Source organism: Pseudomonas sp. NPDC087358 (assembly GCF_044900785.1).
In the GTDB taxonomy this organism is placed as follows: domain Bacteria; phylum Pseudomonadota; class Gammaproteobacteria; order Pseudomonadales; family Pseudomonadaceae; genus Aquipseudomonas.
Genome location: NZ_JBJDOA010000001.1, coordinates 66,384 through 79,467, shown reverse-complemented (window position 1 = coordinate 79,467; position 13,084 = coordinate 66,384). Strand labels below are relative to the sequence as shown.

Below are 13,084 nucleotides of genomic sequence, written 5' to 3'. Positions count from 1 at the left end.
CCCAACCTGTAGGCGTGAGCTTGCTCGCGATTGAGGATGACCAGGCGATAGAAAGGCGCCGGATGTACCGTCGTCATCGCGAGCAAGCTCACTCCTACAAAAAATGCCGATCCCTACTATGCGTCCTCACCTACAAGAGCCAGGTGCAAGCATGACCACGACACGATTGACCATGGCCCAGGCCCTGGTGAAGTTTCTCGATAACCAGTACGTCGAAGTCGACGGCGTGCAGAGCAAGTTCGTCGCCGGGGTGTTCACTATTTTTGGCCACGGCAACGTGCTGGGCCTGGGGCAGGCGCTGGAGCAGGACAGTGGCGAGCTGATCGTGCATCAGGGCCGCAACGAACAGGGCATGTGCCACGCGGCCATGGGTTTTGCCAAGCAGCACCTGCGGCGCAAGATCTACGCCTGCACCTCCTCGGTCGGGCCGGGTGCGGCGAACATGATCACCGCCGCCGCCACCGCCTCGGCCAACCGTATTCCGCTGTTGCTGCTGCCGGGTGACGTCTACGCCAGCCGTCAGCCTGATCCGGTATTGCAGCAGATCGAGCAGTTCCACGACCTGAGCATCAGCACCAACGATGCGTTCAAGGCCGTCAGCAAATACTGGGACCGTATCAACCGCCCCGAGCAATTGATGAGCGCGGCGCTCAATGCCATGCGCGTGCTCACCGACCCCGCCGAAACCGGTGCGGTGACCCTGGCACTGCCCCAGGATGTACAGGGCGAGGCCTACGATTACCCCGATTCATTCCTGCAAAAGCGCGTGCACCGCATCGACCGTCGGCCGCCCACCCAGGCCATGCTCAAGGACGCTCTGGCGCTGCTCAAGGGCAAGCGCAAACCGTTGCTGATCTGCGGCGGCGGGGTGCGTTATTCCGGCGCAGCCGCGCAGCTGCAAGCCTTTGCCGAACGCTTTGATATCCCTTTCAGCGAAACCCAGGCCGGCAAGAGCGCGATTGTTTCGGCGCATCCGTTGAACATGGGCGGCATTGGTGAGACCGGTTCGTTGGCCGCCAACACTTTGGCCCGCGAGGCCGACCTGATCATCGGCGTCGGCACCCGCTACAGCGACTTCACCACCGGTTCCAAATCGCTGTTTCAGAACCCGGAGGTGCAGTTCCTCAACCTCAACGTCGGCGCCTTCGATGTGCAGAAGCTCGATGGCGTGCAGGTGCTGGCCGATGCGCAACTGGCGTTGCAGTCGCTCAGCGAGGGGCTGGGGGAATATCGCAGCCAGTGGGGCCAGGCGCCGAAGCAGGCACGAGCGGCGCTGGATGCCGAGGTGGATCGGCTGTACGCCGTCGACTACCAGACCGAGGATTTCGAACCGGAGGTCAGCGGTCATCTGGACCCACAGGTGCTGCGCGATTTCATCGAGATGACCGGCTCCTGCCTGACCCAGAGTCGGGTGCTGGGCGTGCTCAATCAGCAGTTGCCCAGCGATGCGGTGATCGTCGCCGCCGCCGGCAGCCTGCCAGGCGATTTGCAACGGGCGTGGCGCAGTACCAGCGTCGACAGTTATCACGTCGAGTACGGCTACTCGTGCATGGGCTATGAGGTCAACGCGGCGCTGGGGGCGAAGCTGGCAGCGCCCGAGCGCGAGGTCTACGCCCTGGTCGGCGACGGTTCGTACATGATGCTGCACTCGGAGCTGGCAACCTCGATTCAGGAGCGGCGCAAGATCAACGTGGTGCTGCTGGATAACATGGCCTTCGGCTGCATCAATAACCTGCAGATGGGCAACGGCATGGGCAGCTTCGGCACCGAATTCCGTTTCCGCAATCCCGAGAGCGGACGGCTGGACGGCGACCTGGTGCCGGTGGATTTCGCCATGAGCGCGGCGGCCTATGGTTGCAAGACCTATAAGGTCAGCACCGTCGAGGCGCTGCAAGCGGCATTGACGGACGCGCGCAGGCAGACGGTCTCGACCCTGATCGACATCAAGGTCCTGCCCAAGACCATGATCCATGGCTACCTGTCGTGGTGGCGCGTGGGTCTGGCTGGAGTGTCTACCGCCGGCGGCACCGCCCAGGCGTATGAGCAGCAGAAAGCGATGCTGGCCAAGGCCCGCACATATTGATCACTGCAAACCTTGCAGGCGTGAGCTTGCTCGCGATTACGGTATGTCAGATACCGGGATGCGTCCGGCGGATGGCTATCGCGAGCAAGCTCACTCCTACAGGGGACCGCATTCTTTCTGCACAGATAGATCGTCCCGTGGCGCCAGGCACCACAGGATTTTTCACAGGAGAACCTCATGAAAATCGGACTCATCGGCTACGGCAAGGGCGGGCGCTACTTTCATGCGCCGCTGCTGGCCAGCATGAACGGCGCTACCTTTGCCGGGGTGGTGACGCGCTCTGCCGAGCGGCGTCAGGATTTGAGCAACGATTACCCCAGGGTCGCGGCGTTCGACAGCCTGGCCGAGATGGTCGCCGCCGGTGTCGATGCCGTGGTGATCTCCACCCCGCTGGCCTCGCGTCGCGCATTGATCCTGGAAGCCATCGAACTGGGCGTGGCGGTAGTCAGCGACAAGCCGTTCGCCGCTGATGCCAGGCAGGCGCAGGAACTGGTGGACGCCGCCGAACGCCGTGGCGTATTGCTGAGCGTGTACCAGAACCGACGCTGGGATTCGGATTTCCTCACGGTGCGCAAGCTGATCGAGCAGGGCGTGCTTGGCCAGATCACCCGCTTCGAATCGCGGGTCGAGCGCTATTCGCCCTCCTCGGTTGGCAAGGAAAGCGGGGGCGGGATTCTGCGTGATCTGGGCAGCCATCTGGTGGATCAGGCACTGGTGCTGTTCGGACCGGTCAAGCGGGTGTACGCCGAGCTCGAGTTCGCAAGCCCTGACAAGAAGGTCGATCACGGCTTCTTCGTTTCGTTGATTCATACCAGCGGCGTGACCTCGCACCTGTGGGGCAACTGCCTGCAAAACGCCCAGGGCCCACGTTTTCGCGTCAATGGTGCGCAGGGCTGCTATACCGTTGATGGCCTGGACGGGCAGGAGGATGCAGCGCTCAAAGGGCTTTCGCCCAAATCCGAAGGCGAGCGCTGGGGCGTCGAAGAGCACCGGCGCTGGGGCTGGTTCGAACAGGGCGAGCACCGCGAGCGGGTGCCGTCTGAGCGCGGCTGCTGGCCGGAGTTCTATCGCCAGTTGCAGGAAGCGGTGGTCAGCAAAGGCCGCAATCCGGTGGACGCCAGGGATGCCGTGGCATCGGCCAACGTGCTGGATGCGGCGCGGGTCAGTGCACTGGAGGGCAGGGTGGTGGCGTTGTAACTGACACCCACTGGCATCCTCTGCGAGCCAGCAAGCCGGCCCCTACAGTAGGCATATCTGGGCCGCAATTCCTGCGTTCCGCTCGCCTTTGAACGTCTGGGTCAAAAACAGAAATGAAAAATAGAAATAAATTCTAAAATCGGTTGAAGTAGAAATTATTTTCCAATAGAGTCATTTCCAGGTTGCCGACTATCGACGTCCGGGCCTGCTGTCGCAGCTTTCGACAACAGGCGGGACGAACGACACAAAAACAAGAAAGCCATAGTAGACAGGTACCGTCGATGAACATTTTCAAACATGCCGCCCAGGCTTGCCGATCCGCGTTAGCTTCTCTTCTCGCCCCCTCTTGCGTTGCCTCGCGCCTTAAACCCCTGACCGCCACTGCCCTGGACCGAGCCCTGGAAACCGTCGCCCACGTGTTGTGCGTGCAAAGCCACGGGGTCATGGTCTGCGGTTCGGCGGGAGCGTCGGTTGCGCACTTTTCCAATCCGCATTTTTCAGCTCAGCAAACACCCGTGGATCAACCAGCAGCTCTGTAAACACCAGCAGTCGTTAGCCAATTCACTACAACAACAAGAATTTGGAGAAAGACCGTTCATGAATACCAAGCTCCGTTTTACCTCCCTGGCACTGGCCCTGATGCTCAGCAGCGGCGCGGTCCTGGCCGCCGACCTGAAGATCGGCGTGGCCATGTCGCAGTTCGATGACACCTACCTGACCTACATGCGCGAAGACATGGGCAAGAAAGCCAGCGCCATGGGCGGCGTCGATCTGCAGTTCGTCGACGGTCGTAACGATGTGAACAAACAGCTCGATCAGGTACAGGAGTTGATTGGTAAAAAGGTCGACGCGCTGATCGTCAATCCGGTGGATACCGCCGCCACGGCCGGCATCACCAAAGCGGCCATCGCAGCGGGCATTCCCCTGGTCTACGTCAACCGCCGCCCGGATGATCCGAAACTGCCGGCAGGGGTTGCCTCGGTAACCTCCGATGACAAGGAAGCGGGGCGCATGCAGATGGAGTACCTGGCCAAGAAGATGGATGGCAAGGGCACCATCGTGATTCTGCTCGGTGAGCTGTCGAACAACTCGACCCGCGACCGCACCGAAGGGGTCAAGGACACGCTGAAGAAATACCCCGGCATCAAGGTCGCCGAAGAACAGGAAGGCGCCTGGGGACGGCAGAAAGGCATGGACATTACCAACAACTGGCTGACCCAGGGCCGCGACTTCAGTGCGGTGGTGTCCAACAATGACGAAATGGCCATCGGTGCGGCCATGGCTTTGAAACAGGCCGGTAAGAAGCAGGGCGATGTGCTGGTCGCAGGCGTCGACGGTACCCCGGACGGCTTGAGCGCGGTGAAGAAGGGCGAGCTCACGGTCTCGGTATTCCAGGACGCCAAAGGCCAGGGCGAGGGTTCGATCGACGCTGCGGTGAAAATGGCGAAAAAGCAAACCCTGCCTGAACAGGCGATCGTGATTCCGTTTCGCCTGATCACCCCGGACAACGTCAGCACCTTCAAATAACGTTCACATCACGACAACTGACAGGACGCAGAGGTCGGCCAACGCGCCTCTGCTCCGCCGTCACTTGAGGAGCCTGTGACCATGTTCGCTTCAGCTACTGCTTCGACCCCTGCCAACACCGAGGCGCTGCCCGATCTTGCGGCAAACGCTGCCGAGCATCCTTATCTGCTGGAAATCACCAATATCAGCAAAGGTTTTCCTGGCGTGGTGGCGCTGGACAATGTGGAACTGCGCGTGCGTCCCGGCAGCGTGCTGGCGTTGATGGGCGAAAACGGCGCCGGCAAGTCCACCCTGATGAAGATCATCGCAGGCATCTACCAGCCCGACACCGGCGAGATACGTCTGCGCGGCAAGCCGGTGGTGTTCGACACACCGCTGGCGGCGCTGCAATCGGGCATCGCGATGATTCACCAGGAACTCAACCTGATGCCGCACATGACCATCGCCGAGAACATCTGGATCGGTCGTGAGCAGCTCAACGGCCTGCACATGGTCGATCACCGCGCCATGCATCGCTGCACCGCCGAACTGCTGGAACGTCTGCGCATCAACCTGGACCCTGAGGAGCATGTCGGCAACTTGAGCATCGCCGAGCGGCAGATGGTCGAGATTGCCAAGGCGGTTTCCTACGACTCCGACGTGTTGATCATGGATGAGCCGACGTCGGCCATCACCGAGAAGGAGGTCGCTCATCTGTTTTCGATCATTGCCGACCTGCGCTCGCAGGGTAAGGGCATTATCTACATCACCCACAAGATGAATGAAGTGTTCGCCATCGCCGACGAAGTGGCAGTGTTTCGCGACGGCGCTTATATCGGCCTGCAGCGCGCCGACAGCATGGACGGCGACAGCCTGATCTCGATGATGGTCGGTCGTGAACTGAACCAGTTGTTTCCGCAGCGCGACAAGCCGATCGGCGAGCTGATGCTGTCGGTGCGTGATCTGTCGTTAAGCGGCGTATTCGAGGGGGTTTCCTTCGACCTGCATGCCGGTGAAGTGCTAGGTATCGCCGGGCTCATGGGCTCGGGCCGCACCAACATCGCCGAGACGATTTTCGGCATCACCCCCTGTACCGGCGGTGAAATCTTCCTGGACGGCGCGCCGATCAAGGTCACCGACCCGCATTTCGCCATCGAGAAGGGTTTTGCCCTGCTCACCGAAGATCGCAAGCTCAGCGGCCTGTTCCCTTGCCTGTCGGTGTTGGAAAACATGGAAATGGCGGTGCTGCCGCATTACGTCGGCAACGGCTTCGTGCATCAGAAGGCCTTGCGCGCCTTGTGTGAAGACATGTGCAAGAAGCTGCGGGTCAAGACGCCGTCGCTGGAGCAGTGCATTGACACCCTGTCCGGCGGCAACCAGCAGAAAGCCTTGCTGGCGCGCTGGCTGATGACCAATCCGCGGGTGCTGATCCTCGATGAGCCGACGCGCGGCATCGACGTTGGCGCCAAGGCCGAGATCTATCGGCTTATTTCCCTGCTGGCCAGCGAAGGCATGGCGGTGATCATGATCTCCTCGGAACTGCCGGAAGTGCTGGGCATGAGCGACCGGGTGATGGTCATGCACGAAGGCGAAATGATGGGCACCCTGGACCGCGCTGACGCGACTCAGGAGCGGGTCATGCATCTGGCATCGGGACATTCCGTCCACTGACGGCCCGGTTGCCGAACACCCGATCAGGGTCGAAACAAGAATAAGAGGCAGGTATGAAAATGAACGCGATACTGGAAAACAAGCCGGCTATGGTACCGAGCAAACACAAGCGCCGGTTGCCGACGGAACTGAGCATCTTCCTGGTGCTGATCGGCATCGCCCTGATCTTTGAAGTGTTTGGCTGGGTCGTGCGCGACCAGAGTTTTCTGATGAATTCCCAGCGTCTGGTGCTGATGATCCTGCAGGTGTCGATCATCGGCATGATTGCCATCGGCGTGACCCAGGTGATCATCACCACCGGTATCGATCTGTCCTCAGGCTCGGTGCTGGCGTTGTCGGCGATGGTCGCGGCCAGCCTTGCACAGTCGTCCGACTATACGCGTGCGGTGTTCCCGTCGCTGACCGACCTGCCGGTGTGGCTTCCCGTGCTGGCCGGGCTTGGGGTCGGGTTGTTGGCCGGGGCAATCAACGGCAGCATCATCGCCATCACCGGGATTCCGCCATTCATCGCCACCTTGGGCATGATGGTGTCCGCCCGCGGCCTGGCACGCTTCTACACCGGTGGCCAACCCGTGAGCATGCTCAACGATTCCTACACCGCCATCGGTCAGGGCGCGATGCCGGTGATCATCTTTCTGGTCGTGGCGCTGATTTTTCACATTGCCCTGCGTTACACCAAGTACGGCAAATACACCTATGCCATCGGCGGCAACATGCAGGCCGCGCGTACCTCCGGAATCAACGTCAAGCGCCATCTGGTGATCGTCTACAGCATCGCCGGACTGCTGGCAGGCCTTGCCGGTGTGGTTGCCTCGGCACGGGCGGCCACCGGGCAAGCCGGGATGGGCGTGTCCTACGAGCTTGACGCCATCGCCGCGGCGGTCATCGGCGGCACCAGCCTTGCGGGCGGCGTGGGCCGCATCACCGGTACAGTGATCGGTGCGCTGATTCTAGGGGTCATGGCCAGCGGCTTTACCTTCGTGGGGGTCGATGCCTATGTACAAGACATCATCAAAGGGCTGATCATCGTCGTCGCGGTGGTCATCGACCAATACCGCAACAAGCGCAAGCTCAAGCGCTGAGGGTTCGATGAATATCGAAAGGGCCTGGTTTCAGGCCCTTTTTGTTTTCCCGCGGTTTGAACCCAGGGGCCAATAGTCGGTCAGACAGCGTCTTCAGGCCGTTTGCCTTTGCGTTGCCTGGCCAGCCCGCCGCGAGCAGGCTCACTCCTACAGATCATGCGCCTGGCGCAAGGGGGGCCTGGTTGCGAAAGGGTCAGGCGAAGACTGCGTCGGAAACAGGTTGAAACAGCCGTTTGACTCAATGCCAGCGCGGTTTCAGCGGCTTGTTGAGCGAATCTTGTTCAATTATGTTGCCGAGTACGAACACCGGCCTTAGACTGCCGCCCCTCGTAAATTGAGTGCCAGGTGGCGCTTGGAGACTACGGCGCTTTTACGATCGGGCCAAGGCGCTCCCTCGATTCGCCTTAATGCACGTTTTTTTATAGAGAAATCAATGACCAAGGAAAAGTTGCTGGCGATGCCGGCCGATGACTACATGAACGCGGAGCAACACGCATTCTTCGTCGAGCTGCTGCAAGCCATGAAAGTGGAAATCCACGAGCGCATCGAGCAGAGCCGTATCGCTATCGAAAGCCTGGACACCCCGGCTGATCCCGCTGACGCAGCTTCCGTCGAAGAAGAGCGTCACTGGCTGGTCAACGTGATCGACCGCGATCAGCGCATGCTTCCGCAGCTGGAAATGGCCCTGAGCCGCATCGCCGAAGACACCTTTGGCTGGTGCGAAGACAGTGGTGAGCCTATTGGTCTGAAGCGTCTGCTGATCAGCCCGACCACCAAGTACTGCATCGAAGCCCAGGAACGCCACGAACAGATCGACCGCCACCAGCGTCAGGCGTGATCGACCGGGCCCGACCGCCTTGTACAGGCGGTCGGGCCTTTTGTCGTCTGCACTTTGTGCCCCGCACGCGCCTGACCGACTGTCATAAACCCGACCGACTACCACCAACGACGCATGGCGCATGGCCGCTATCTGACGTTTAATGCTTTCAAAATAATGATAAGCAGGGTGGGTCACAGGATATGGCTGCTAAAGGAAGTTACACAGGAACGCTCCCCGCACAACTGCAATCGCCTGACGCCCTGGCACCTGCAACTCCCTCGCGTTGGCTGAGCGTGTTGCTGCAAAGTGCTGCGCTGTGCCTGCTGTTCCTGGCCATGGCTTGGAGCGATTTGTCGGTCTATCTGTGCCTGCCGCTGGGCCTGCTGACGCTGTGGTTGCCTCGGCTGCTGACTTCCCGGGCGCTCCCGTTGCCGCTGGACCGGCAGGACGATGCGCTCGCCGCGCTGACCCGCGATCTGTCCCGCAGCACCAGCCATAACGCGTTGTCCGCCGCGGCGGTGGCGTATTCGGTCAGGCAGCTGGCGACCAGGCTGCAATCTCAGGTCGATGCCGCCGACCAGATCGTCAGCAGCGCCGACGTGATGATCGCCACCGAACGCGCCACCTCGTCGCTCAGCCAGCAAGCCCTGGGCGCAGCCAGTCAGGCGCGGCAAAGCAGTGACGCCGGGCTGACCGTGCTCCACCAATCAATCACCCTGATGCACCAGCTCAGCGAACGCGCCGACAACAGCCGGCAACTGATCGAAGCGCTCAGCCAGCGCAGTGAAGACATTCAACGGGTGACGGCGGTGATTCAATCGATCGCCAGCCAGACTAATCTGCTGGCGCTCAACGCGGCCATCGAAGCCGCTCGCGCCGGTGAGCATGGTCGGGGCTTTGCGGTGGTCGCTGATGAGGTGCGGGGGCTGGCCGGACGCACGGCGACGGCCACCGGCGAAGTCGGGCAGATGGTCGCCGACATTCAGCAGCGGACCGCCCAGGTGGTGGAGCAGATTCGCCAGTTGTCCGGCGACCTCAACGGCGGCGTGGAGCAAGTGGAGCTGACCGGGCGGCAATTGGCGAACATCGCGCAACTGGCGGCCGGAGTCGAGGGGCAGGTCAGTGAAATCGCCCTCGGTGCCCAGACCAATCAGCAGCAACTGAGCAGCCTGTTCGTGGCCGTGGAACAGATGCGCAGCGATCTGGCGATCAGCGATGATCAGACTCGCCGCCTGGCCCAGTCTGCGGTGCAAATGGAGGGGCAGGCTGAAACCATCAGCGAGCGTCTGGCGCAGGTCGGGCTGGATGATTATCACCAGCGCATCTACGACCTGGCGCTCGAGGGCGCCAGCCAGATTGCACAGAAGTTCGAGCAGGATATCGAGCAGCGCCGGGTCAGCCTGGAAGACCTGTTCGACCGCACTTACCAGCCAATCGGCAACACCTCGCCGGTCAAGTATCAGACGCGTTTCGACCGCTACACCGATCAGGCGCTTCCGGCGATTCAGGAGCCGCTGCTGGCGCGTCACGAGGGCCTGGTGTTCGCCATCGCCTGCACGCAACAGGGCTATGTGCCGACCCACAATCAGGCGTTCAGTCGCGCGCTGACGGGGGACCCGGCCATTGACACGGTGCACAACCGCACCAAGCGCAAATTCGATGACCGCACCGGCATTCGCTGCGGCAGCCATCAACAGCCTGTCCTGCTGCAGACCTATACGCGTGACACCGGGGAGCTGATGCACGATCTGTCAGTCCCGATCATGGTCAAGGGCCGGCACTGGGGCGGTTTGCGACTTGGTTACAAGCCGCAGAGCGATGGCAATAAACCCCGATGAGCCCCTGGAAATAGTGCTAGACCGGGCCTGGATGAAAACAGGCCCGGACTATTGTGTGCCCATGGGAAAAAACATGGGTAATAATTAGTTATCGTTTTCTTGATAAATAGTTATTTAATTATTTCGTTGCTTTTGGGAAATAGGACGTGGAGTTGTGGGAAGTAAGGTGCCTGCAAACGTATAGGTCTGATCTTTTGGTGGGAAGTTTCTGAAGTTATAGTTTTGCCGTTGACGAAGTCCTAGCTGCGAGCATTCTGTGAGTTGTTTGGCCTGATATGTAAATAAATATTCAGGCTATAAGTCGCGACTCACAGGTGATACATATGACAGCACTCCCTTTGAATAAAGTATCAGGCTGCGCCGCCAGTGCACTGGGCGTCACTGTGCGCATCGGCGTCTTCTTCGATGGCACGGGGAATAACCGGATCAACAGCCAGATTGGCGCTGATTGCCAAGCGATGGCGCAGGTTTACCACCGCGCCCACATCAAGGAATGCGCCGGCCGACATTCTGACCCCACCAGCAGTTACAGCAACGATCTGACCAATATCGCTCGACTGGCCAGTCTTTATCGGCACCAGGCCGTGGCCAGTAATGACGGCAGCGGCCTGAAGGTTTACCAGGCGGTTTATGTCAGCGGCGTGGGTACTACGTCTGGCGGTCGGGACTCGCGCTTGTCCGGGCAGGGCTTTGGCCGCGGCAATACCGGTGTCCTGGCGAAAGTAAGCAGAAGCGTAAAGAAGATAAGTAACATACTGGGCAAGTTTCAGAGCCTTAATCCGGGCTGCGTCATCACCGCGCTGGAACTTGATCTGTTCGGGTTCAGTCGCGGCGCCGCATCGGCCCGTCATCTGGCCAATGAAGTACTCAAGCAATCCCGAGGCGCACTCGGCCCGTTACTTGATCCGCAGAAGTTGCCCCTGGCTGCGGAGTTTTCCTGGGCCAACGGCTGTGTGCGGCTCAAGGTCATCGGACTGTTCGATACGGTGGCGGCAGTGGGAGGCATCTCCGATCTGGGTAATGTGCGCGATTCGGTCAACTCACGGGTCAATCTGTTTTTACCTCCTGGGTGTGCGCAGCAAGTGCTGCACCTGGTGGCGGCCGATGAGTATCGTCGCAACTTCGCCCTGAACAGCGTCGCACCTCACTGGACACGGGAAATCGTGCTTCCGGGCAGCCACTCGGACATTGGTGGCGGCTATCACCCGCAAGCTGTGGAGAAGGTTGCATTGACCCGACCCCGACGAAGCCTGGTGAGCGCCGATACGCCTTCATACGCCACTGACGCATGGCAGCAGACCCAGGCCGAGATGCTCGAGCTGGACGCGCAGCGCTGGATAGACCCTCAGGATGACAGCGCCTCGATGGGCATCGAAGGCATCGAGCGCATGAGCCAGCGGGGCCACGCCATGAAGACCGTGGTGGCAAGCGTGAGGCTGGAGCGGCGGGTGTTCGGCCATCTTTCGCGCATCTACCTGCGCGTGATGCATGCGCTGGCCTGCGATGAGGGCGCGCCGTTTCTTGCAGTATGCGATTCAGGGGATCTGAGTCTGCCTCCCGAGCTGCGGGTGGTCGCCGTCAAGCTGGTGGCTTATGCGCGAGGCGAGGGCAGCGCGCTGTCGCCGGACGAGCTGAAAATGCTCTATCGGCGTTACATCCATTGTTCGGCGCACTGGAACAGCACGCTGGGTCGCAGCGGTACCCTGGTGGACCGGCTCTTTGTACATGCTCCGGGGCGGGAAGGGCGTCAACGCTTTCCCAACATGAGCCAGCCGGGATACCCCCATTAGTCAAATGGCGGCCTGTTCAGGGCCGCCATTGTTGTTTCAGGTGATGCTGTTCATTATTTTTTTTCATGCAACGCCGCATTGAGCTCGTCGACCACCGGCGCCCATTCGGCGTCCACATGCAGTTCTTCTTTCAGCAAGCTCTTTTGTTGCGGGCTCCAGAAATCTGCATCCGATAGCTTCACCTCGTCGGGCAGAGGGTGAGCGGTGATAAATGCATCAATGCTGGCCTGATCCGAATCGAGCCCCAGTTGCTCGAACAGCGTGGCGAGCGTCGGTGTGGTGATTTCCATCATGTCTCCCTGGCGGGTCGAGGACCCGAGTTGGCGTTATCGGTTAGCAAACCTGTGTTGCATCTGAGTGCAGCACAGGCTCAAGAGTTCTAGGCAGTTGCGTGGCGTTAGCGTTGGCGTTGCCGGTCCTTCAGTCGGGCGGGCACAGGCAGTCATGACCCCGGCGTACAAAATCCGCCACATAACGGACGAAAGGCATATATCCCGTATAGACTCTGAGCCGGTAGAATCCACGCTTGTGCCCATGTCCGGCACCCGGAACGTACTGTTTTCTTGTCTTTTCCTTGCCTGGCCCAGCGGCCGGGCGAGTTCATATCAGGTTGGGAGTTTGTACATTGGCAGTAAGTAATCTGGATACCCATGCGTTATTCGTGCTCGGGGATTTGCGCGCGAAGTTGGTGAAGCAGTTCCAGGCACGTTTCGTTTACGTCATCGAGCAGTCACCTGAAGGCATCTACATGTCGGAAATCGACACCGAGACCGCGCTGGTGGTTGATGACAAGCCTCGTCTGGAGCTCAAGGTCGGCGATCATTTTCGCGCCGCGGTCTTGCCAAGTCGTGAAGGCGGCAAGTTCGAAATCAAGTTTCGTGACATCAAGATCACCGTCTATGGCCTGGGCGAATATGCCTTTGTCGATGTGCCTGAAGGACACGGCGTTGTGTTCAAGGAGTCGCACAGCGTGGTGATGGTGTTCGCCGCCCACGACCAGATTCAGCAGGATTTGAGCAAAGTGCTCAAGAGCGCGACGGCCAAGGCCGCCAAGTGGCGCAAGGGCGAACTGACGTTCAAGGCCAGCGAGTAAACCG

Annotated in this window: 10 protein-coding genes; 9 read left to right on the top strand and 1 reads right to left on the bottom strand. The window is 60.3% G+C overall.

Annotated features, from left to right (window positions below; genetic code table 11):
• The first annotated feature begins 151 nt into the window (after window positions 1-151).
• The 8 genes from iolD to ACI2KS_RS00325 all read left to right on the top strand — a co-directional run bounded on the left by iolD (window position 152) and on the right by ACI2KS_RS00325 (window position 11,987).
• Window positions 152-2,083: a 3D-(3,5/4)-trihydroxycyclohexane-1,2-dione acylhydrolase (decyclizing) gene (gene iolD / locus ACI2KS_RS00360; protein WP_404616423.1), complete on the top strand. Its 1,932-nt coding sequence runs from the start codon at window positions 152-154 to the stop codon at window positions 2,081-2,083.
• 177 nt (window positions 2,084-2,260) lie between these two features.
• Complete coding sequence (locus ACI2KS_RS00355) at window positions 2,261-3,280, top strand: Gfo/Idh/MocA family oxidoreductase (protein WP_404616422.1); 1,020 nt, start codon at window positions 2,261-2,263, stop codon at window positions 3,278-3,280.
• Window positions 3,281-3,877: 597 nt separating this feature from the next.
• Complete coding sequence (locus ACI2KS_RS00350; RefSeq protein ID WP_404616421.1) at window positions 3,878-4,807, top strand: sugar ABC transporter substrate-binding protein; 930 nt, start codon at window positions 3,878-3,880, stop codon at window positions 4,805-4,807.
• Between the two features lie 81 nt (window positions 4,808-4,888).
• Complete coding sequence (locus ACI2KS_RS00345) at window positions 4,889-6,457, top strand: sugar ABC transporter ATP-binding protein (protein ID WP_404616420.1); 1,569 nt, start codon at window positions 4,889-4,891, stop codon at window positions 6,455-6,457.
• 59 nt (window positions 6,458-6,516) lie between these two features.
• The gene (locus ACI2KS_RS00340; RefSeq protein WP_404616419.1) at window positions 6,517-7,539 is read left to right on the top strand and encodes an ABC transporter permease; all 1,023 of its coding nucleotides are present in this window, start codon (window positions 6,517-6,519) and stop codon (window positions 7,537-7,539) included.
• A gap of 433 nt (window positions 7,540-7,972) precedes the next feature.
• On the top strand, window positions 7,973-8,377 hold the full coding sequence (locus tag ACI2KS_RS00335) for a TraR/DksA family transcriptional regulator (protein ID WP_404616418.1): 405 nt from the start codon (window positions 7,973-7,975) through the stop codon (window positions 8,375-8,377).
• 182 nt (window positions 8,378-8,559) lie between these two features.
• Window positions 8,560-10,197 carry a methyl-accepting chemotaxis protein gene (locus ACI2KS_RS00330; RefSeq protein ID WP_404616417.1) on the top strand — a complete coding sequence of 546 codons (1,638 nt, stop codon included), beginning with the start codon at window positions 8,560-8,562 and terminating at the stop codon, window positions 10,195-10,197.
• 323 nt (window positions 10,198-10,520) lie between these two features.
• Window positions 10,521-11,987 carry a T6SS phospholipase effector Tle1-like catalytic domain-containing protein gene (locus ACI2KS_RS00325; RefSeq protein WP_404616416.1) on the top strand — a complete coding sequence of 489 codons (1,467 nt, stop codon included), beginning with the start codon at window positions 10,521-10,523 and terminating at the stop codon, window positions 11,985-11,987.
• 53 nt (window positions 11,988-12,040) lie between these two features.
• Here the strand turns inward: ACI2KS_RS00325 and ACI2KS_RS00320 are convergent, their stop codons facing one another.
• The gene (locus ACI2KS_RS00320) at window positions 12,041-12,277 is read right to left on the bottom strand and encodes a DUF2789 domain-containing protein (RefSeq protein WP_404616415.1); all 237 of its coding nucleotides are present in this window, start codon (window positions 12,275-12,277) and stop codon (window positions 12,041-12,043) included.
• 335 nt (window positions 12,278-12,612) lie between these two features.
• On the opposite strand from ACI2KS_RS00320, the gene ACI2KS_RS00315 reads away from it, so the two are divergent.
• Window positions 12,613-13,080, top strand: coding sequence for a hypothetical protein (locus ACI2KS_RS00315; RefSeq protein WP_404616414.1), 468 nt, complete (start codon window positions 12,613-12,615; stop codon window positions 13,078-13,080).
• The last annotated feature ends 4 nt before the right edge of the window (window positions 13,081-13,084 follow it).